Consider the following 22646-nt stretch of genomic DNA (forward strand, 5'->3'; position numbering starts at 1 on the left):
TGGCGGAACGGACGAGACTCGAACTCGCGACCCCCGGCGTGACAGGCCGGTATTCTAACCAACTGAACTACCGCTCCCTTACTTACATGTCGTCAGCTTTGCTAAACAACGGCGCGGATATTAAAGTCTGAATGCCCTACCGTCAACCCTTTTCTTCAGTTAAGTGTTTAAGTGGTTAAATTCTAATCTTCTGGCAGGCTAAGGTCTAAAATATCATCAGGTGAATCATCACCGTCAGGTTTATTATCAAGCTCTTCTGCTTGAGGTTGCTCTTCAGTTTCAAACTCAGTGTCTGATGTTTGTTTATCTTTATCTTTCTTTTTGAACATTCCTGCAAATGGATTTGTTATATCGCGTTTTAAAACAAATAACCAAATAACTAGGCAACCAAATAATAAAATTAAGATATTCATAAATACAATAAACCCAACAGGAATTTCAGGTTCTGGCTCTGGTTTGTATCCAGAAAATTCATCTTCCTTTTTATCATCAGTTAGAGCATCTGTCATTTCTGGTAATTCAATATAATCAATTGCAGGCTCTTCAGTAACAAATTGATACGGTGGTATATCTAACTGAAATTCGCGACCTTCTTTTGTTGTACCAAATACATGCATATCAACAGTAAAAAGACCATATTCGCCATTAAAGATCTCTATACGTCTTTCTTGCATTCCTTCGATACTAAAAGTTTGCGTATCGCGATTAGGGAAACGGATAGTACCTTGAAACAATAAACTTAAATTATCAATATTTGTATCATCAACCGTAAATACAAAATTATGATAACGGTCGATTTCACCAGACTCGTTAGCTTTAGCTGGTATCACGGTGAATGAAACAGGCGAATCTATAACCGTAATAGGCTCTTGAATTAATTCTCTGCTAAATAATTCAGCATTAATTCGATAATTAGGGATCCACTCTCCATGTTCAGTATTAATGGTATATTTAATCGTAAACACACCATCTCTTGGTTTCTCATCTAACCCTTTACCGTCATCTAAAAACTCCCCTAATTGAAAAATACTAGTGCCAAAATTATCTTTCGTGGGATCTTGAGTTGGATATAAATTAGCTCTTAAGGTAATAACTTCATGAAACATTTTGGCTTTAATAGCTTCACTACCATTAATAACCCTAGCCTCTGCTTTAATGACCTCGTATTGAAATACGGTTTCGGGGAAACTATCAGCTTGTAGCTCAATATCCGTTAATATAATAATTTTACTGTCGGTTAATATATTCCCAACAGCTTGCCACGGACCGGGCATTGGCTTTTTGATTTTAATTAAGTCATAACCAAGATCAGCATGCCAAACTATTGTTTTATCATTGGCATCACGGGGATAAATTTTCGAACCATCAGGTTGGATTAAGATGATTGGTTTTGAACCATGCTTTCTAAAAAACAACAACATAACCTCATCCACGTGGTGATCCACACGAAAGCGATTATTTAGAATTCTTATTTGATTTTTACCAGCATAATTTTTAATAAAATTAAGTTTAGGAGTATTTACAGTACTGACTGGAGAAACAAGATCTATTGCCGCAAAGCTTGGCAATGTCCCAACAAATAAAAGTACTACAAAAGCATAAATTACTGAATGTTTCGCCACAAACTCGTTCCACCATTCTCTTCTATTAAGGCTAATCTAGAGTCGTGCTCCAAGATTTCATTTTCTGTTGCATAAACTACATTTAAATTTCTTTGCTTTACCATAGTTTGCGAACTATCCGCATTACCTGCATTTAATAACTGCTGTGCTAAATCCATATCCACTTGTCCACCTGTCATTTGCAGGTAAACATCCGCTAATATTTCTGAATCGAGTAAAGCTCCGTGTAACATACGGTGGGTATTATCAATTTCATATCGACGGCACAATGCATCCAAATTATTTTTTTGTCCTGGGTGCAGGTCTCTAGCCATTACTAATGTATCGACCACAGGACAAAAATCTTCAGTGCCTGTCCAATCTTGCCACAAAATACCAAACTCATTATCCATATGCCCGATGTCAAAAGGCGCGTTATGAATAACTAATTCTCCACCTTTTATGTAATCAAAAAACTCATCGGCAATATCTTTAAATAACGGTTTATCTTTTAAAAATTCGTTAGTTATACCGTGAACACCTATCGCTTCGTCTTCTATTGCTCGTCTTGGGTTAATATAAACATGGAAATTATTGCCAGTTAAACGACGGTTTACCATTTCCACACAACCAATTTCTATGATCCTGTGCCCTTGTCTTGGGTCAATACCTGTTGTTTCTGTATCTAAAATTATTTGTCGTTTTGCCATTTATCTATTCATTTTGTTTTTCTTTATCGTCATTATGGAGTATAACCCCTATTTCTTATGAATATCATCTATTTGGGAAATCTTCCTTATGAAATCAGTACAACTTTTCACAGATGGCTCTTGTTTAGGCAATCCAGGTCCAGGCGGATACGGTGCATTACTTATTTATAACGACAGTAAAAAAGAGCTCAGTCAAGGTTATAAAAAAACCACCAATAACCGCATGGAGTTACTTGCCGTTATTAAAGGTTTAGAAGCATTAAAATCGTCATGTACATTAGATATCACTACAGACAGTAATTATGTAAAAGATGGCATTACCAAGTGGATAATTAATTGGAAGAAAAATGGTTGGAAAACCGCAGCAAAACAACCGGTTAAAAATGTCGACTTATGGAAAGCATTAGACGAACAAGTGAAAGAGCACAAAATATCTTGGCACTGGGTTAAAGGTCACTCAGGTCATCCAGAAAACGAATTAGTGGATGACTTAGCAAGAGAAGCGGCTGAATCTAAAAACTTGATTGAAGATACTGGTTTTAAAGGCTAGGCCTTTCCTCTTGCAGTGTTTAAGATTTAACTACAATAAAAAAGAACTGTATGGTTCTTTTTTTATTAGAAAAAACTCGAAGCTATTTCCGGCTAATCTAGCCATGTATGCTTTTAAAGCAATAATCATTAACACTTAGGTCAATTCACCTAAATGAAAACCTGAAACTGCGTTAATTTTACCACGCCATAACATCCCTTGATCGCTTGGTAATTTGCAATCACCATGGAAAACGGTGGCATCTTTTAAATGAATATATTGCGCTGGGGGCAATTTTGTTTCACCTTCTTTCAGTGAATAAACCTCTGTATTCTTTAAAAATATTTCTCGAATTCCTTCCTTCTCATCATTTGGCCATTCATCTGAAAATAATTCTGCAAACATCTCAAAATACTTTTTACCGCTGATCATAATGCCAGAAATACTCTGACCACTCACATTCAATGTGACACCAATTTCAAGATCTGAGGCGTTAGTTAGACTTGAAAGGTTTTGAAGAAACCAATCCACATTTACACCGTCTAGTCGTAATTTCTCTTCTATCCCTGCAATTGTATTTACTTCATTCATAATATTTCCTAGTTTAATTGTCTATCAACTTAATAGAGGGGCGACTACCTAATTATTTTTATTGTTTTTCAGGCCTTCGCTAGACATGCACTTGTCAATTCCTGCATATAATTCCTTTTCTTTTTCAGCATAAAAATGTTCCATTTTTTGTTTTTCACTATCAGATGTTTGCATACGTACTAACAAATTTCTTTGGCTAGACTTACTAATCCAATCATACATTTTATCATCTATCTGACACTTGATTTTAGCTTCACTTATCTTAGCTTCCGTTGCGTTTGTATCGTCAGCATTAACCCAGTTAGTGCTAGCGCAGCCATACATTAATGCAGTACTAATAATTAATGATATTTTTAACATTGTTTTTTTCATAAGTTATCCTAGTTTTAAGGCACGACAATTCGACCTAAATCGGGCAATCATGCTTTTTTGAATTAAAAGTGACTGTCTACGTTATTATTTTAATTTAATAGATTATATTTTGTTTTTTTATCTATTCCTGCTTGATAGTTAAACCTGACTTAATTAACAATAACAGTATATTATGACAAAAAACATTACAGGTAATTACAGGTTATTTTTTGCTTAGAGTGGTTTGATTAAATTAAGGTAAAGAAGTTACTAATGATGACTTGTTTTAGCTGAAAACGTTAAGGCTTTAGGCGGTAAGGCTTGAAGTTATTTTTTGAATTAAAGTAGATACACATATTACTTTAATCTTATATTTGTCTGGTTTTATCAATTTGTCTTATATTAAACCTCTAGAGATTAAACCTTTAATTGAACAAGTAAAAATAGGCTAATGTATACAGTTTTTTATTGAGTTCCCCCCTGCTATTATCGCCTCACAATAAACCTTTTTAGCTTTCGCTAAATATACAATTTATTGGTACAATCGTTTTAATTAGATGATATAGCTAGTAACTTGCCTCTTCTTATAGTAAAAATACATAAAGAAATGAATTTCAACGCATTCTTTTTAATGAATTAAATAATGAGACGTCTAACATGGCTTATTTAATAGAGAAAAATTGTCAAAAATGTTGTCATTTATATGCTCATCATAGTTTTGGCCGCTTTCAATTTTCAGTTGATACACTAATTGAAGATTTAAGTGTTTCTAAAATCCATGTAATTATTGAATGGTCTAACGGAAAATGGTTTATCCGCGACTTAAGTCGTAATGGAACTTGGTTAAACCATAAACGATTGGCTAAAGAAGAAGTCGAAATACTCAATGTCGGCGACACAATTACGTTCGCAGGCAATAGCAACACTACCTATATAGTAAAAGATTTAAGCCCTCCGACAGATAAACTTATTAAGTTAGATAAAGAAGACAATTTCACTTGCGAATCTATCGACTTATCGGCTTATAATTTAATTCCAGAACAATCGCCCGAGAATGTTGTTTTTTATGAACAAGTATCAGGACAATGGTTTATCGAAAGTTTAGACTCTCCTTCTACAAAAGAGATACTAGAAGATAATACTGTCGTCAATATTTCTGGCGATAAATGGTTATTTCAGTCCAGTCACGTTGACGTTAATACAAATGTAACTAGTGTTCCGCAATATTATATTAGTGATTTGAAATTTCTATTTAATCTGAGCCTTGATGAAGAAACAACTGAGCTTAAGATCAACCATGATGATAAAGACATTGATCTACAAGTTCGTAGCCATCATTACCTAACACTAAATTTGGCAAGGTATAGAGCTGAAGATGAACGTCGAGGGGTTCCTTTTGAAGATCAAGGTTGGGTCAATACAGAGCAACTTGTTAAAGACTTAGGTGTTGATATACGATATATCAACATTCAAATACATCGAGCAAGAAAGCAATTCGCTGAAGACATAAAGCATGTTTACGACGCTGAAAACATTATAGAAAGACAACTAAGGAAAGTACGTTTTACTGGTGCAGCTTTTGCTATATACAAAGGCAGTCAACTTGAGAGTGCTTTAAATGTCGTTAACTCATAAAGAATTTGTCAAATTTAACCAAGTAACAACAGAATATCAATTAATAAAATTACTAAACCAAGGCGGCATGGGCGCTGTCTATCTAGCTGAAGATACACGTCTAAAGCGCAAAGTTGCCATCAAATTTTTAAAAACTGAAACACAGTCAAAACTTGATGATCAGAGTATAAATAACAAGACTCTACAAGAAGCCCAATTACTAGCTCGGCTAAACCACCCAAACATAGTGCAAATTCACGACGTACAGACCTTTGATAATTTTGTTTGTATTGTTATGGAGTATCTACAAGGGAAAAACTTATTACAATTCCAACGACAACACATCAGCACGCTCACACAAAAACTTACTATTCTAGCTGATATCTGCAAAGGCATAGCCCACGCCCATAACAAAGGCGTTTTACACTGTGACATAAAAGCCAGCAACATTTTAATTGATCAGCAACAAACCAAGATCACTGATTTTGGTATATCCAAATTATCTATTGATAAAACAGAAAAGCCGGATGCATCAAGCTCGACCAGCTATGGCAGCTTAACAGCTATGTCTCCTGAGCAATTGCAGAATAAAGCATTAGATTTTCGCAGTGATTTATTTTCATTTGGTCTACTTGCATTTGAATGGATTACCGGAGATCACCCTTTCAAAAAAGCCTCGCCCCAGGCTATATCTCAGCACATTGTAGATGGCGAAGCGAAAGATGCATTACAGGTTATTCCACAATTGCCACGCGAGCTGGCATTGTTATTAAACCAATTATTACAAAAAGATAAACAACTACGTCCAAGCAGTGCTGAATTAGTTTATCAGCAGTTACAGGCTATTATCGTAGCAATAACTCAACAAAATATTTTAGCCCAAGACACTCAAGTTTTTGAACCGCTACAACCTAAAGAAAGCAGTTTACATAAAGTAAAAAAGTTACTGGCTGCCACTATGTTCATATTATGCTGTGGTGGAATTTATGGCTATATTCATTTATCAGATATACCTGAACGTTACGTGGTTTTTTTACCTCCATCTATTGATAGTGAAAACCTTAAAAATAACAATACAACCCTATTAAACGCAGCAATTAACGAATCTATCAAACAAAGTATTGTTAATCACAAAAAACTCAATTTAATTTCACAAAGTGAAATAAACGTAATAGCACCCGATATTAACATTAATAAACTCAGCAAGAGCACATTAGAAAAAATACACAATGCCACAGGTGCTCAAGAAGTTATCACCGCGAGTTTAAACTGTGAGCTAATACAGTGTTCTCTTACGTTAGAGCGCCTAACAGCACCTAATTGGACAGTACATTCACGTCAAAAATGGCCAGTTGTAACTGATAGTTACAGTTATTTATACAATTCAACAGGTCAAGAGTTTGAGGCTTTGTACCCAGACTTTCAAGATACTTACCTTGCTTTAGCAAAAGTAGATGATCAAGTATTGCAAACGCATTTAACTCTATATCAAGAGATAGTCATTGCTGAAAATTACAGCCAAGCGCTGTTTGAACGTATAGCGCAACTGATCATTACCGCACCAAATTTATACGCTAACTACGACTTATTAAAAGAAGTCGCTTTAGGACTGTACGCTGACTCTCAGAATGAAGAGGTTTTAACCAACGCAAAAAAAATATTATTTAACTCACCGTTCGATTATCAAAGTACTCCGTCCTTCCTATATAACGCCGCTATGTTGGCGATTACCGGACATGAATGGGAGCAAGCCGAGAACTATATAAAAAAATTACGTCAGTCAGATAGTAACCTTTATATAACTCTTGAATTAGAAGGCTCTCTATATTTAAAAAAGGACGATTTACCCAAAGCTCAGCAAGCATTTGAAATAGCCCTAAAACTAAGACCAAACAATATTACTAAAGAGCTTTTAGCTACCGTATTATGGTGGCAAGGTAATGCAGAACAAGCTCGTAAATTATTAGAGTCTATATTGTCTATTTCGCCACAAAGCTTTGTAGCAAATCAAATGTTGGCGGATATTGCATTGTTTGAAGGTGACTTAGAAACAGCTATTAAAGGTTACAACAATACTATCTCTGTAAGACCTAACGCCATAGACTACAGCCATTTAAGTGTTGCATATTCACTGCAAAGAGACTTTTCACAAGCTCTAGATGCAATTAAAAAAGCATTGCAGCTCTACCCCGATAATCCAGACTATTTATTAAATTTAGCCGATATGCAAAAAGCCACAGGATTAACCGACAGTGCAAATACAACATATTACAAAGTAATTGATTTAACCAAAGACTCTGATGACTTTGACGATTTATTAATTAGTTCCCAAGCTTATGGTCAATTAGGTAACGCAAAGTCAGCGCTAAAGTCACTAAATTTAGCCATCAGTATTGCACCAGATAGTAATGAATATAGTTTTACAGCTGCTTTGGTTTATAGTTTGATAGGCGAACATCAATCGGCTTTGCTTTATATTGAAAAGTCCCTTGAAGCCGGTTATCACCCTATGTGGCTTTCTTTACCTTGGTTTGAAACTCTATGTGATAAAGAAGAGTTTGTGAGCCTCACAGGACAATATAACTCTTCTGTTTGTTCTTCTAATTAACGACGTGAAGACAATTTTGGATCTTGTGACATATAAATACCATCATCAGGACCCGGTGATTTGTATTCCAAAATATACCTAAAATCAATAACTAAAGGGTCTTCAGCAAAGGTCAACTTAGTCACCTTAGATAAACTCTCTAGATTTAATTCCGTAGAATAAAATGACTTAGGCTTAGAAACCAGTTTACTCATTTTAATTTTCACAATATTTGGCGAAATAATAGTTGGAATAAATTTATATTGGCAATTGCCAAAAGCGGCTAACATTTCAATTCCGTTAGCATAAAAACTCCACCCTTCAAAACTCTCAGGGATAACAACAATAAATTCAGCATATTGTTCTTGCTCTAGAGCATCATCCCCAGAAGCAAATTTGACCGAAAGAGAGTCAACAACATTGCCCCCAAGTTTAGTTGGCCACTTAATATCATTACCATTTGGCAAAGCAGGCTCAAGAGTAAATTGCTGACTTAATGAAGTACAACCTTCAACACATGGAACCGTTAACTCTAAATCAATACCACTCATTTTCATTTCCTTAATTTAATAGATTATATTTTGTTTTTTATCTATTCCGGCTTTATGGTTAAAACCTGATTTAACTAACAATAACAGTATATTGGGACAAATAATATTACAGTTTATTACAGGCTGTTTTCCTAAGTTGAAAGCTGTAAGGCTGGAAGCTGGAAGGTGGAAGGCGATATGGCTGTAAGGCTTGAGGGCGGTAAGGCTTGAGGGCGGTAAGGCTTGAAGGCTGTAAGGCGGAAAGCTAGAAGCTGGAAGTAAGAGCAAAGCGAACTATCTAATCCGCCTGTTTTACTAGGTTTTAAAGATGGATGTCTATTCTATTTTTTATATTTTAAAGTGTACAAGGAATGTTGAAGTTAAATCAACGACTCTGACCCTGACCCCATTGGTTCATGTTAGCTCTTTTTTACAATATTTTATTGAAATCAATGTCATATCCGGCAACTTTCATTTCTTTCGCCACCTCAACCTGCCAATCACTATCTGTTAGATAAACCATGCCGCTAATATCATTTGGAAGTTCAATGTTTCCAGAAACTAGTGGAATGACCTTATTGCGACCAATTTTCCCGATTAGATATCCGTGTTCAAATACAACGTTTTGGCGGGCTCTAGATTTAAGCTGGCCCTTTTCAGCCTCCGTATTGACACTGCCCTTATCATCAGGCGTATAGAGTACGATTGCGAAACCTACATTAGAGTGACTCTCTATTTTTTCAATTATTGTTTTCCCGCCACTCGCTTGCTCATGGAGGATAATTGCATTGTAACCAAGCTTTTCAATAAAGCGTGCGGTTCGTTCTTTTGTTTCATTATCATGACCATGAACAATAAATACGCTCGAATTATCCACGTCTGTGTTTTCAGCTTCGGCAGTGGCCTCATCACTTATTTCGACGGGGTGATATTCGTCATTATTGATATCAATGATTAAGGAGTCGAGATAGGAATAAACCTTATTGCCATCGGTTCTCCAAAAGTATTCATCATCGCCTTCTAGTGATCTTCTCATGGAAATGGCCAATGTAAATAACTTCTGATTCAATCGACTAGTTTCACCAGGAAGATTTTCATCAAAGTAATGACTCAGTTTTTTTCTCCATGAAGAGAATCGTTCATCGCCGAAGTCTCGCCCTCTATCTGAGTATGCTTCGAATACTTCGTCAGTGAGGCGCTTCTTATATGCTTCTATGCTATCTATAATTTCTTGCTTATCCATGATTTCTCTTTGTACTGCTTGAGAGCTAACGCCGCCATAAATTGCGGCTTTGTAGTTGATTGTTTTGTGGTAGCGTAGCGTTTAGCCACAAAACAAGCGACGGAAAAGCCGTCAATTTGATGGCCTTGTTAGCGCCTGTTTCCGTGTTCAGTAACAGGGTGATCACCTAAATCTTGCGGCAGTTCCTCTAGTAACTCCTTCGAATGGTATTCGAGAACTATTTCACCTTTCGTTAATCTTTCCGTCCAATACCTGCCGCTTAACTTTTGTTTTGGCTTCTCAATGATTTGAAATACAGCAGTTCCATCATGAGGAATACTCCTTTCATTCAAACTAAGTCTCGGCTTACTTGTATAGGAATATGCAATATTTTTTATTTGTCGATCAGGGTCAATAAGAAAACCTTCCGAATACGAGTAGCTTTCCATTTCACTAGTACGCATCATGCAGCTAATATGAAAGAATGACTGGTTGACAGTCAACATGACAGGTATCGGAGGTGGCTTTTCACCAGTCTCAGGGTTTTTCCAATCTGAGTATATTAGTCCCACCCAGCTTCCATTCAAATTTGGAAACGGAACAAGCCAACCTCTAAATATTTTAAGTTTCCATCCCCATTTAACGAATACAGCTATCACCAATAAATCAATACTGACGACTTTTGGAATTAACCCAAAAAAACTCTGTAACTTCGACAAGTCTAAACCGCCAACATAAGCAAGCAACACCCAAGCAATGGCTGAAATACCTAGTAGTAAATATAAAGAACTCTTAATTGTTAGATTACGCATTACTTATACCCAAAATAATTCCATGCTGCTTTTGCAAACTCACGTCCATCTTCGCGAGACCATTCTTGATTTGAATGAAAAAGGTAAAAACATTCATTTACCTCCAACCAACGCTCCGAGTCAGGTTCATCTCCTTGAAGCTGTTCCCATATACGAAAAAGCATTGCACGTAGACGTTCTGTCCATGTTGAATGGGAAAAAATCGTGTCTGGGCAGTTATAAGCCAAGCATTCGATAAAGAATGATGGTAGCTCGCGAAATGACCCATCACTAGCCATAACATTTTCAACTCGCTTTAGTAGCCTTGCACACTTTTTATATACGTAACCGGTTCGATTGTTTTTGGCGATCCCGTTTTCTAATTGCTGCGCTGGATAGTTAACGATGCTGCTGCCGTTATTCTTAAATATTTTAGTTCCATCTCTTGATCCAGACTTCATGTAGTATCGAAAGCTAAAGCAAGGAACAACATCAGCATCTACACGGGCTGAATTAGAATTTATCTGAATCGCGGTCGAACCAGTGTCATCTACTTGATCAGGAAATTTTGCTTTCATTGCTGAAAGCAGCTCTGTTCTAAGCTTCGCCGGTGTCCAAACTCCTGTATATGGTTCGCTCGGGGTCTTTACCCCTTGTTCAGATTCTTCCCAATATAGAACATCTGTACATACCACCGCTATATCTACATCACTATCGGAACGGACATTTGTATTATTGGCGTAAGACCCTTTCGCATATACCTTTAGAGAACAATTGTTGAACGGCTCGTGGGCATCGATCGCTTGGCGAATCATTCGCTCCGTTCTATCTTGTTTGTCCTTTTCAGTATCACTTGAAGGACCTGTCCATCCTGACAGCTTATTTTCCAAACTCATGATTAATCCTCAGAAGACGCTAACAGTATATTATCCATAATTCACGATAGTAACGGATTATGAAATATAAAAAATAATAAAACAGTAGTAATTAAATCATTACATGTCAAAGCTTTATAGTAAATATGTGGTTTTATTTTGAACATCAAGTTTGTAGAAACTAAGCACTGCGTCATACTCAGCTATCTTGTGCTGAGTATGACGCAGTGCTTAAAAAATTAATTACTATAAATCAATAAATTAGAAATTTACCTATGTAGAAAGTTAGCATATTAGCGCTTACTTTCCCCACAAAAAATTGTATTTTTGGAGAAATCCATTACAACTGTATGTGCACACAGTTTTACGGGTGTTTTTTTTGACCATCAAATCTCCTTTTTTACAGTCTCTTCTAGATAAAATAACGTGTACAGCCAGCTTAATTTACCCTTAATACTATGTATGACATGGGCATCTGCTTTAATTTATCATTGAGATAAGTCAATTGATTATCAGCGAGCCGCAGATTCGTGCTTTTGCTTTTTGCTCTGCTTTACCTCTCCATCTAAATATTCCCGAAATAAAATAAGTTTTCCAAAATATGAGACATTAATCCATGGATGGATGTAATTAGAACAACGCAGGACGCAGTTGTCGAGGACGTCGAATAAGGGATGGTTTTTCACATCAGGGATGATGGGATGTCATCAAAACAGGGATGTTTTATTAGATGACCAAAGGACGAATATACATCCCGTTTTTGAGGATAAAACTTAATTTTATTGAGGATTAGAATATTGTTTGGAAGCGGCGCTCTGTTTCATTATAAGAGCCGGTTACGTTTTTGGGCTGTTGCAAAAAGGTAACTTGCCGAGGGGCGAAACCGAATAGTGCAGAAATGTTAATTTAAAAGTCATTACAATATGACTAAATGTATAAAACCAATTCGCTCTTGAGCTAAAAAAACAAAACAAAACAAAAAACCGTAATAACAGGGCCACCCACTTTAAATGAAACTTATATAATTTCCTAAATTCTAATTGAGGTGGGTGGACTTGTTATTTTGTTATTTTTGATTTGCCTTTTCGATTAACTCGTTGATTTTCCTTCTCACTGGAGCAACCACATCTGATTGATTTGCTAGTATTACAACAATAAACCCACTATCAAGATGTATATCTAAACGGGCATCAACTCCTAAATATGCGCCTCCATGCCCGACAATACGATTACTATCCACTCCGCTAACAGAAAAACCATATCCATACCAAAAAGCTGAATTATATTGTGTTTTTTCAGTATATGCATCTTCGGTTAACTCTTTTTCAAGTAGTTGAAAGTCAGTCAATGCCAAAGCAAATTGATGTAAATCACCGACTGTAGAAAAACCACCTCCAGCAGGACTTCCTTTAATTGCTCTAGTGTAAATACTATCGACCCAATCATCACTATGCATTCGTCTTAAATAGCCAGACGCTAAGTTATCTGTAACAGAGTCAAGTTCAAAGCTACCTGAATTGGTCATATTCGCTTTATCGTATATATTTTTTTGAACATAATCGTAATAGCTTTCACCGCTAACTTTCTCAACAACTAAACCAAGCATCAACATACCTGAATTGCTATAACGGTTACGAGATCCTGGTTTAAATAATAATTCACTTTTAGATATTAACGGCTTGTATGCTTCTAAATTTCGGTATGCTTCTTTGTTGCTTTTATTAAACTCATCGTTGAAAAAATTCCCCAAACCAGATGTATGCGTAAGAAGTTGCCTAACCGTAATAGAGTCGGATCCCTGTTTTGGTAACCAACTTTTATCAACAAATTGAATAAGCTTATCTTCAAACTTTAATTTCCCTTTTTCGATAAGTTGCAATGCTGAAATCGCAGTAAACATTTTGTTCATCGAACCTAATGAAAATTTGGTATTGATAGTATTGTTGATCTTCCATGTTTTGTTTGCGAACCCAACAGAGCTTTTAAAGATGACATCTTCATTTTGGGCAACTAAGACAGAGCCAGAAAAAGCATCTTCCTTGCTCAACTTATTAATAAAGCTAGATAACTCTTGAGCTAACTCTTTAGCTGACAAAGATTTTTTTGAAGCACTTTTAGAAGGTTTTATAGAAACCTCCTCAGAGTCAGGGATCTGCAAGGTAAAATAATTAATTTTATAAGGTGTATCTTTTTCCTTGTTGATAATTAAGTTGTATTTCAATTTATTAGTTTGGGATATCACCTCAACTCTTTCATTGCCATTATTAGGAGTTAAAACTTTAACAATCTCTAACGCCCCAAAAGTATTCTGGCTATTTAAAAATCCCCCAACATGCGCATCAATACCATATGTCTGGATCCTACTTTTAGACATATGCTCAGAAAGGTAATCTATAACCTCAATGCGTGAACCTTCATTAAAAACGGTAATGAACGACGGAGCCAACTCTTCACTCGCTAATGAAGGACTGAAAAAAGATAATGCAGTTATAAATAAAAAAAATTTTCTCATAAAAAGCCTTTAATTGACTGTAATGTATATAAAATAATTATACTCAAATAAACCACACAAACATCACCTTAGAAAGTTAAAAACGTCATACCGTAAGATATAAGAGACAAACAAGACATAACCCCCTAAAAGAATATAAATAAGAGTTTTAAATGTTCGCTAATCAATAACAGGTTTAAACATTCAGAGCGTTTAACTCAATTCTTAAACGCTCTAAATCAGAAGAAATAGAAAAAACAAAACAAAAAAGGAACCCTAAGGTTCCTCTCTCTAAATCAAATAAAACAAAAACAAAAAACTACTTCTTAGCTTTTGCCTCTGCAATTTTACCACGCCAAATAGCTGGACCTGTTTCGTGTACGTTGTTACCAGTAGAATCTACGGCAACCGATACTGGCATGTCTTCAACTTCAAACTCGTAAATTGCTTCCATGCCTAAGTCACCAAAGGCAACTACGCGAGATTTTTTGATTGCTTTAGACACCAAATACGCCGCGCCGCCAACTGCCATTAAGTACACCGCTTTGTTTTTAGCGATTGAATCTACTGTTGCTGGACCACGTTCAGACTTACCTATCATGCCAATAAGACCTGTGTCTTCTAACATCATGTCGGTAAATTTATCCATACGTGTTGCCGTTGTTGGGCCTGCTGGACCACACACTTCGTCACGTACTGCGTCAACAGGACCTACGTAATAGATAAAGCGGTTATTAAAATCGACGCCTTCTGGTAAGCCTTCGCCATTGTCTAACATGTCTTTAATACGTTTATGAGCAGCATCACGACCTGTTAAGATTTTACCGCTTAGTAAAACGGTTTCACCGGCTTTCCATTCTGCAATTTCTGCTTTGGTGATGTTGTCGACATTAACTCGACGAACGTTGTCACCCAATTCCCATGTTACTTCTGGCCAATCTTCAACACGTGGTGGTTTAAGATCCGCAGGACCAGAACCATCTAAATGGAAGTGAATATGACGCGTTGCCGCACAGTTAGGGATCATTACTACAGGTTTTGATGCTGCATGAGTTGGACAAGATTTTATCTTGATATCAACAACGGTCGTTAAACCGCCAAGACCTTGTGCGCCAATACCTAAGTCATTTACAGCATTAAGAATGTCTACACGTAGTTTTTCTTCAGTTGTTTCAGGTCCTCGTTCAATTAATTCTTGAATATCAACTGGGTCCATTAACGACTCTTTAGCCATAACTGCGGCTTTTTCAGCGGTTCCGCCAATGCCTATTCCTAACATACCCGGTGGACACCAACCAGCGCCCATTGTAGGAACGGTTTTTTTGATCCATTCAACAATGTCATCCGACGGATTTAACATCGCCATTTTAGATTTGTTTTCAGAGCCGCCGCCTTTAGCTGCGATCATCACTTCAATACCTGCGCCTTTAACTAGCTCGGTATGCACAACAGATGGTGTGTTGTCTTTGGTATTTTTACGTGTACCTGCAGGATCTGCAACTATTGATGCGCGTAAAGGGTTGTCTGGATTTAAATATGCTTGGCGTGTGCCTTCATCAACCATTTCTTGTACGGTTAAATCTGTTTTATCCCACTTAACGTCCATACCCACTTTAACAAAACAAGTAACAATGCCTGTGTCTTGGCAAATAGGTCTGTGCCCTTCTGCTGACATTCTTGAATTTATTAAGATTTGCGCCATTGCATCTTTGGCTGCTGGGTTTTGTTCTTTGTTATAAGCAACTTCAACCGCTTTAACGTAATCTAGTGGATGGTAATAAGAAATGTATTGCAGTGCATCTGCAATACTTTCTATAAAGTCTTGTTGGCGAATCACAGGCATAATTATCTCTATTTGTTTTTCTTATACTAATTCAACATAGTAAGAATTAATAAATTGGCTAGTTTTACTACAGTTTAAACTATTTGCTAATAATTAATTTAATCCATAAATTAATTTAGGGTTAGCAAAAGGTTACTGAAATTGTTGTATATCGATGATAACCTCCCACTAAAATTAAGCCAACAAATTAACGTAGCAAAATTACGTTAATTGCTCATTTGTTGAACATTTGTTAATCATTTTTACTGTTTAGGTTTTAGTAATGCCAAACTCGTTTATTTCTCAGCCTCTTTTTATCCAAGCTTTATCGTTAACCTCTGTTCAATTAGAGCAGTTATTTGCTGTATTACAAAAAGCGCATGGCGCTATGTTTTTAGACTCAGCATCGGCAGAACATCAAAATAGTAATGTGTCCATTTTTGTTTGGCAGCCTAGTTATACTATTGAAACGATAAACAAAGACACTTTTGTTTATTCTGGCGACGAGTTACTTACCACAGTAAATTCAGACCCGTTACAACAAGTGCAACATTATTTAGACAAATTGAATTTAAACGCTGATATAGGCTCAAATATTCCATTTACTGGCGGCGCGGTGGGTTATTGGGATTATGAATTAGGTGGGCACTTTGAGGCGTTACCATCACCAAAACCATCAGACATAACATTACCTAATATGTTTATTGGTATTTATACCTCAGCGATTGTGGTTGATCATCATTCAGGGGATGTTAATTTTGTTAGTCAAGATGCCAACTACAACTCTCAATGGGACAGCTTACAAAAAATAATTAACAATCTAGCTCCGCAACCAAACAAAAATACTCTAGCGCCATTTAAACTAACCTCACCTTGGTTATCAAATATGACCAAAGATGAATACACACAAAAGTTTAATAGGGTTCAAGAGCATTTATTATCTGGTGATTGTTATCAAATTAACTTAGCCCAACGTTTTAGTGCCGGTTATCAAGGTTGCGAATGGACAGCGTATAACAAATTACGCCAACAAAACTCAGCGCCTTTTTCTGCTTTTATTCGTCATAAAAATGGAGCGGTATTGAGTGTCTCGCCAGAGCGATTTATTGAAGTTAAAAACAAGATTATTGAAACCAAACCAATCAAAGGCACCAGACCAAGACACGCCGACAAAAGCAAAGATGCTGAATTGGCAGAGCAGCTAAAAAGCGCCACCAAAGACCGCGCCGAAAATTTGATGATAGTGGACTTACTGCGTAATGACTTATCAAAAGTGGCGGTTGCAGGTACCGTAGATGTACCTGATCTATTTGAGATTGAAAGCTTTCCTGCTGTGCATCATTTGGTGAGTAAAGTGACAGCGGAATTAGACTCACAATTTAGCTCATTAGATGTATTACGTGGTGCATTTCCTGGTGGTTCTATTACCGGCGCACCAAAAATACGCGCCATGCAAATCATTCACGAATTAGAACCAAATCCAAGAAGTGTGTATTGTGGTGCTATCGGTTATATAAAACCAAATGGTGATATGGACAGTAATATTTCAATCCGTACTTTAGTTTGTAACCAAAATAAAATTCATTGTTGGGCTGGAGGTGGTTTAGTTGCTGACTCGGTTTGTAATGATGAATATCAAGAAACCTTAGATAAGGTAAATAAGATTCTGCCCGTATTAGCCAACTGTTAATTATATTTGTCATATACATATAAGATAAAAACGTTTAAAAAAGAGGAGAACAACTGCATGACACCTGAACAATTTTCTAGCCGCTTTTGTTTGACCCTTCCTATTGATAAAGAGCTAGGCAACACAGAGGTACTAAGGTCTCGTCTTGTTGCTAATAACAACTCGCAACGTAAAATAATAAACGCTGCGGTGCTAGTTCCTATAATAAAACGGCCTAGCGGATTAACCTTGTTGTTTACCCAGCGCTCGCAAAATATGCGTCACCACCCGGGTCAAGTTAGCTTCCCTGGTGGCAAAGAAGATCCAGATGATAGTTCATTACAATACACGGCTTTAAGAGAAACCTTTGAAGAAGTAGGTATTGGACATGATCAAATCACCACCTTAGGCTGGTTACCTAACTTTCAAACCATTTCAAATTTCAACCTTTATCCATTAGTAGGATTAATCGAAAATATTGACCAACTATCATTAAACCCTGCTGAAGTAGAAAGTGCATTTGAAGTCCCTTTAAACCACTTCCTCCAACGAGATAACCACCATATAATAAAGTCTACATTCAATAGCATTGATCATCCAATTCACTTTATGCCATACCAAGATAAGTTAATATGGGGTGTAACCGCCGCTATTATCGACCAATTAATCTTACATTTCGAATAAGTTTTACTCATGCGTAAGTGGATGTGAATAATTGAAATCTAAGCTACAATGGTTTCAGTATTTTGAAATGAAGATCCAGATTTATGTTAAGTGTTTTTGATATGTTCAGCGTCGGCATTGGGCCGTCTAGTTCGCATACCGTTGGGCCAATGAAAGCGGCCTGTGAATTTGTAGAAAGCTTAGATGAAAAAGGTTTACTGCAACAAGTTAGCTTTATCAAAACCGACTTATATGGTTCTTTAGGGCAAACTGGTATTGGCCATGGCTCTGGTAAGGCGGTTATTTTAGGATTACTGGGTGAACAACCTGACAGTATAGATCCCGATACCGTCACTGAAAAACTTAAACAAATTGAACAAAGTGAAAGCATTCTTTTACTTGGAAAACATAAAGCAAAATTTCCAAGGACTAACTCTATCGTTTTCCATCGTAGAAAAAGCTTACCCGCTCATTCTAACGGTTTAACCTTTTTTGCTTACGCTAATACAAGTGCAGGCAGTGAGGTTATTTTTGAGCAAACTTATTACTCTATTGGTGGCGGCTTTATTGTAAAACACCAAGATTTTGAACAACAAAAACAAGCTGCTTTACTTGATGTGATTGAAAATCCAGTGCCTTACGAATTTTCAAGCGGAGCCGAGCTATTAGAAAAATGTCTAATTAACGGCTTAAGCATTCCAGCATTAATGATGGCCAACGAAAAAACATTCCAAAACGAAAGCTCAGTGAGAGCTGGGTTAGTTAAATTATGGGATGTAATGCAAGCTTGTATTGACCGTGGAATTAGAACCGAGGGAATTTTACCCGGTGGTTTAAATGTAAAACGCAGAGCGCCATCATTAAAACGAAAACTGTCCGCTGAACAAAGCAACGATCCACTTATAGTAATGGACTGGGTAAACTTATTTGCCTTAGCCGTGAACGAAGAAAATGCTGACGGTGGCCGTGTAGTTACCGCTCCTACAAATGGCGCAGCAGGGATTATTCCTGCGGTACTTATGTATTACCATAAGTTTGTAAAACCATTAGATGAAGATTTGATTGTGCGCTATTTGCTAACCGCAGGTGCTATTGGTATTTTATATAAAAAGAATGCGTCTATTTCTGGTGCTGAAGTTGGTTGCCAAGGTGAAGTTGGCGTAGCTTGCTCTATGGCTGCTGGCGCGTTAGCTGAAATTCAAGGAGCCAGTGTTGAGCAGGTAGAAAACGCGGCAGAAATTGGCATGGAGCATAACTTAGGTTTAACCTGTGACCCAGTTGGCGGTTTGGTGCAAGTGCCATGTATTGAGCGTAATGCAATGGGTGCAATTAAAGCTATTAATGCGGCTCGCTTAGCGTTACGCGGCACTGGCGGACAAAAAGTATCTTTAGATAAGGTTATTAAAACCATGTGGGATACAGGTAATGATATGAAGTCTAAGTATAAAGAAACTGCCCGTGGTGGATTGGCTGTAAACATTATTGAATGCTAGTATTTAACCTACATTAGGGTTTGGCTAAAATCACTTTATAAAAAGAATAAAAATGATCAAAACTTTTACAATTGAAAATCAAGTTGGCGACAGTGTAAATATCATTAATTTGGGTGCTCGCCTTGTAGAATGGCATACTCGAGTTAAAGGCCAATCTAGAAACATTATTGTTGGTTACACAGATTATGAATTGTATCGTGAAGATCCTAGTCATATGGGGGCAATTGCAGGCCCTTATGCGAACAGAATTAAAAATGCTCAAGTTGAAATATCAGGCGTTGCTCATCAATTAGCCGCTAATGAAGGTAATAACATTTTACACAGTGGCAGCAATGCGCTTGAGTCTTGTATGTGGCAAGTAAAAGAACATTCCACACGTGCAATTACGCTAACATATTGGTTAGAAGATGGATTTAATGGCTTCCCCGGCGCTATCGCTTTTGAAGTTGAATACCGTTTAGCTGAAAACGAAAGTCAGTTAAAAATAAATATGAATGCAGTCAGCGAAAAAGAAACTATTGTTGGCCCAACAGGCCATGCTTACTTTAATTTATCTGAGCCTTCGGCAAGTAAACCTGCAAACATTAACCAACATTCTCTATTGTTAAATTGCCAACAATATACTCCCGTCGATAGCGTTGGTATTCCAACAGGAGACATCGACAGTGTAAAAAATACTGAATTAGATTTCACCCAGCTGAAAAAAATAGACACAACCGCTATTAATCATAACTTTGTAGTTACTGACATTAACCAAGCATCTGCGGTATTAATCAGCCCTGAACAAGATTTAACACTTGAAGTTTCCTCTGGTTATCCCGGTTTACAAGTCTATACAGCAGACTATTTATCATCGCCTTTTATTTCCAGACAAGGAATATGCTTAGAGCCGCAATTTTATCCAGACTCACCGAATATCAAGCAATTCCCATTTTATACCACATCACCTGAGCGCCCTTTCTCTGAAAAAATCATCTACAAATTAAAAAAATAACTTAGCTTTTATAACGTTTAATTGACCTTGCTATTAAAGTTACTATTAAAGTTGTTATTGAATTGACTAGTATGCAGCGCTGGAGCATCCGTTCTGCCTTACAGATATGAAAGCGGTTTAGAGCTATTTCATACCTAACTTACATCTTGTACCCCAGATAATCGTTCTTACAAGCTGCTTTTTTGTATTGTTTTTGGCCGTTTCTTGGTTGATTATCCTCCTTTTAATTCCATCATTTATTAATTGCATAAAAATCACTTGGCATTGTCTAAACATCTGTGGCAGTCTCAGGCTAGGCTTGATTAAAGTACAAGCTCTAATACTAGATTATTAAGATGTTATAGACAAAGCCGCGCCAAACGTTTTGTTTATAACAATTCATTATTGTGATTTTGATTTTAAAGGAGAGAACCTTTTATGTGTTCTATTTTTGGAGTACTGGACGTTACTACTGACGTTGCAGATTTACGAGTTAAAGCGCTAGAGTTATCTGGCTTATTACGTCACCGTGGCCCAGACTGGTCAGGTATTTGGAATAACGACAATGCGATCCTTGCTCATGAGCGTTTATCGATTGTCGACTTAGAGAATGGCGCGCAACCTCTATATAATCAAAATCGAAATCACATCTTAGCCGTTAATGGCGAAATTTATAATCATAAAGCGCTTGAAGCTGAGCTAACCACGGATTACACATTCCAAACTCAGTCTGACTGTGAAATTATTTTAGCCTTGTATCAACAAGACGGTCCTTCGTTTTTTGACAAATTAAAAGGCATGTTTGCTTTTATCTTGTATGACGATACAGATAACAGCTATTTAATTGCTCGTGATCATATGGGGATCATTCCTCTTTATTATGGTTATGACGTAGACGGTCAACTTTATGTTGCCTCTGAAATGAAAGCGCTTGTTCCTGTTTGTAGAACAATTACAGAATTTCCTCCAGGGCATTACTGGTCAAGCAAAGACGGTGAAATCAAACAATACTACGAAAGAGATTGGTTTGAATATGACGCCGTTAAAGATAACAAAGGCGATGCGAAACAAATTCACGATGCATTAAGTGACGCCGTTAAATCTCATATGATGTCTGATGTGCCTTATGGTGTATTGTTATCTGGTGGTTTGGATTCATCGGTTATTTCTGCTGTTGCCCAAAAATACGCGCAAAAACGTGTTGAAGATGAAGGTAAATCAAAAGCTTGGTGGCCACAGCTGCATTCATTTGCTGTTGGTTTAGAGAATGCCCCTGATTTAATTGCTGCGCAAAAAGTAGCAGACGCTATTGGTACTATTCACCATGAGATCACATATACAATACAAGAAGGTATTGACGCTATTCGTGATGTTATCTATCACTTAGAAACGTACGATGTAACAACCATACGTGCATCAACGCCTATGTATTTAATGTCTCGTAAAATCAAAGCCATGGGCATCAAAATGGTGTTATCTGGCGAAGGTGCTGATGAGTTATTTGGTGGTTACTTATACTTCCATAAAGCGCCAAACCCTAAAGAATTCCATGAAGAAACGGTACGTAAAATTAAACGTCTTCATATGTTTGATTGTGCCCGAGCGAATAAAGCAATGTCAGCTTGGGGCGTGGAAGCACGTGTTCCATTCTTAGACAAAGACTTTATGGATATTGCGATGCGCACTAATCCAGAGCTTAAAATGTGTGGTAACGGAAAAATGGAGAAACACATTTTACGTGAAGCATTTGAAGGTTATTTACCGAAAGAAGTATTGTGGCGTCAAAAAGAGCAATTCTCTGATGGGGTTGGTTACAGCTGGATTGATTCTTTGGTTGAGTCTGCTGAAGCAAAAGTAACGGATCAATTAATGGCAAGCGCGCAATACCGCTTCCCACATAATACACCGGACTCAAAAGAAGCTTATTTGTATCGAACTATCTTTGAAGAGCACTTCCCGCTTGATTCAGCGGCTGAATGTGTACCAGGCGGCAAGTCAGTTGCCTGTTCAACACCTGAAGCATTAGCTTGGGATGCAAGCTTTACCGCAAATGCAGATCCTTCTGGGCGTGCGATGTTTGATGTACATAACCAAGGTTATGACGATAAGTCTTAGTTTTAGCTAGTACAAGTTA

Annotated in this window: 18 protein-coding genes and 1 tRNA gene; 8 read left to right on the forward strand and 11 right to left on the reverse strand. The window is 37.0% G+C overall.

What is annotated here, in order from left to right:
- The 3 genes from Q0940_RS11415 to dnaQ all read right to left on the reverse strand — a co-directional run bounded on the left by Q0940_RS11415 (position 1) and on the right by dnaQ (position 2311).
- Positions 1-77, reverse strand: a tRNA-Asp gene (locus tag Q0940_RS11415).
- Between the two features lie 105 nt (positions 78-182).
- Entirely contained in the window at positions 183-1622 is a 1440-nt protein-coding gene (locus tag Q0940_RS11420; RefSeq protein ID WP_299268593.1) for a TIGR03503 family protein, read from the reverse strand.
- On the reverse strand, positions 1604-2311 hold the full coding sequence (dnaQ, locus tag Q0940_RS11425) for a DNA polymerase III subunit epsilon (RefSeq protein WP_299268595.1): 708 nt from the start codon (positions 2309-2311) through the stop codon (positions 1604-1606). The genes Q0940_RS11420 and dnaQ overlap by 19 nt, the downstream gene beginning before the upstream one ends.
- A gap of 88 nt (positions 2312-2399) precedes the next feature.
- On the opposite strand from dnaQ, the gene rnhA reads away from it, so the two are divergent.
- A complete protein-coding gene (rnhA, locus tag Q0940_RS11430; protein WP_299268596.1) occupies positions 2400-2861 on the forward strand; it encodes a ribonuclease HI in 462 nt (153 codons plus the stop codon).
- Positions 2862-2996: 135 nt separating this feature from the next.
- On the opposite strand, the gene gvpU is transcribed toward rnhA, so the two are convergent.
- Both gvpU and Q0940_RS11440 read right to left on the reverse strand, forming a co-directional pair.
- Positions 2997-3431, reverse strand: a complete 435-nt coding sequence (gvpU, locus tag Q0940_RS11435; RefSeq protein WP_299268597.1) for a gas vesicle accessory protein GvpU — start codon at positions 3429-3431, stop codon at positions 2997-2999.
- 48 nt (positions 3432-3479) lie between these two features.
- Positions 3480-3803 (reverse strand): hypothetical protein, encoded by a 324-nt coding sequence (locus tag Q0940_RS11440; RefSeq protein ID WP_299268598.1) that lies wholly within the window; start codon positions 3801-3803, stop codon positions 3480-3482.
- Between the two features lie 636 nt (positions 3804-4439).
- Here Q0940_RS11440 and Q0940_RS11445 point away from each other — a divergent pair.
- Together Q0940_RS11445 and Q0940_RS11450 are read left to right on the forward strand one after the other, a co-directional pair.
- Positions 4440-5417: an FHA domain-containing protein gene (locus tag Q0940_RS11445; RefSeq protein WP_299268599.1), complete on the forward strand. Its 978-nt coding sequence runs from the start codon at positions 4440-4442 to the stop codon at positions 5415-5417.
- Positions 5401-8004, forward strand: a complete 2604-nt coding sequence (locus Q0940_RS11450) for a serine/threonine-protein kinase (RefSeq protein WP_299268600.1) — start codon at positions 5401-5403, stop codon at positions 8002-8004. The genes Q0940_RS11445 and Q0940_RS11450 overlap by 17 nt, the downstream gene beginning before the upstream one ends.
- Here Q0940_RS11450 and Q0940_RS11455 read toward each other — a convergent pair.
- The 6 genes from Q0940_RS11455 to Q0940_RS11480 form a co-directional block, all read right to left on the reverse strand.
- Positions 8001-8534 (reverse strand): hypothetical protein, encoded by a 534-nt coding sequence (locus Q0940_RS11455; protein ID WP_299268601.1) that lies wholly within the window; start codon positions 8532-8534, stop codon positions 8001-8003. The genes Q0940_RS11450 and Q0940_RS11455 overlap by 4 nt on opposite strands.
- Positions 8535-8943: 409 nt before the next feature.
- A complete protein-coding gene (locus Q0940_RS11460; RefSeq protein WP_299268602.1) occupies positions 8944-9756 on the reverse strand; it encodes a nucleotide-binding protein in 813 nt (270 codons plus the stop codon).
- A 128-nt stretch (positions 9757-9884) separates the two neighbouring features.
- Complete coding sequence (locus Q0940_RS11465; RefSeq protein WP_299268603.1) at positions 9885-10547, reverse strand: hypothetical protein; 663 nt, start codon at positions 10545-10547, stop codon at positions 9885-9887.
- A complete protein-coding gene (locus tag Q0940_RS11470; RefSeq protein ID WP_299268604.1) occupies positions 10547-11422 on the reverse strand; it encodes a nucleotidyltransferase in 876 nt (291 codons plus the stop codon). Before Q0940_RS11470 ends, Q0940_RS11465 begins: the two co-directional genes overlap by 1 nt.
- Before the next feature lie 1045 nt (positions 11423-12467).
- Complete coding sequence (locus tag Q0940_RS11475) at positions 12468-13913, reverse strand: serine hydrolase domain-containing protein (protein ID WP_299268606.1); 1446 nt, start codon at positions 13911-13913, stop codon at positions 12468-12470.
- 298 nt (positions 13914-14211) lie between these two features.
- Positions 14212-15735, reverse strand: a complete 1524-nt coding sequence (locus tag Q0940_RS11480; protein ID WP_299268608.1) for a fumarate hydratase — start codon at positions 15733-15735, stop codon at positions 14212-14214.
- A 262-nt stretch (positions 15736-15997) separates the two neighbouring features.
- On the opposite strand from Q0940_RS11480, the gene pabB reads away from it, so the two are divergent.
- The 5 genes from pabB (at position 15998) to asnB (ending at position 22627) form a co-directional block, all read left to right on the forward strand.
- Entirely contained in the window at positions 15998-17404 is a 1407-nt protein-coding gene (gene pabB, locus Q0940_RS11485) for an aminodeoxychorismate synthase component I (RefSeq protein WP_299268610.1), read from the forward strand.
- A gap of 57 nt (positions 17405-17461) precedes the next feature.
- Positions 17462-18067 carry a CoA pyrophosphatase gene (locus Q0940_RS11490; RefSeq protein WP_299268615.1) on the forward strand — a complete coding sequence of 202 codons (606 nt, stop codon included), beginning with the start codon at positions 17462-17464 and terminating at the stop codon, positions 18065-18067.
- Between the two features lie 83 nt (positions 18068-18150).
- Entirely contained in the window at positions 18151-19539 is a 1389-nt protein-coding gene (locus tag Q0940_RS11495) for an L-serine ammonia-lyase (RefSeq protein WP_299268617.1), read from the forward strand.
- Between the two features lie 52 nt (positions 19540-19591).
- Complete coding sequence (locus Q0940_RS11500) at positions 19592-20533, forward strand: aldose epimerase family protein (protein ID WP_299268619.1); 942 nt, start codon at positions 19592-19594, stop codon at positions 20531-20533.
- Positions 20534-20950: 417 nt separating this feature from the next.
- Complete coding sequence (gene asnB, locus Q0940_RS11505) at positions 20951-22627, forward strand: asparagine synthase B (protein WP_299268621.1); 1677 nt, start codon at positions 20951-20953, stop codon at positions 22625-22627.
- Positions 22628-22646: the final 19 nt, after the last annotated feature.

The sequence above is a fragment of the uncultured Psychrosphaera sp. genome, from assembly GCF_947500655.1.
Taxonomy (GTDB): domain Bacteria; phylum Pseudomonadota; class Gammaproteobacteria; order Enterobacterales; family Alteromonadaceae; genus Psychrosphaera.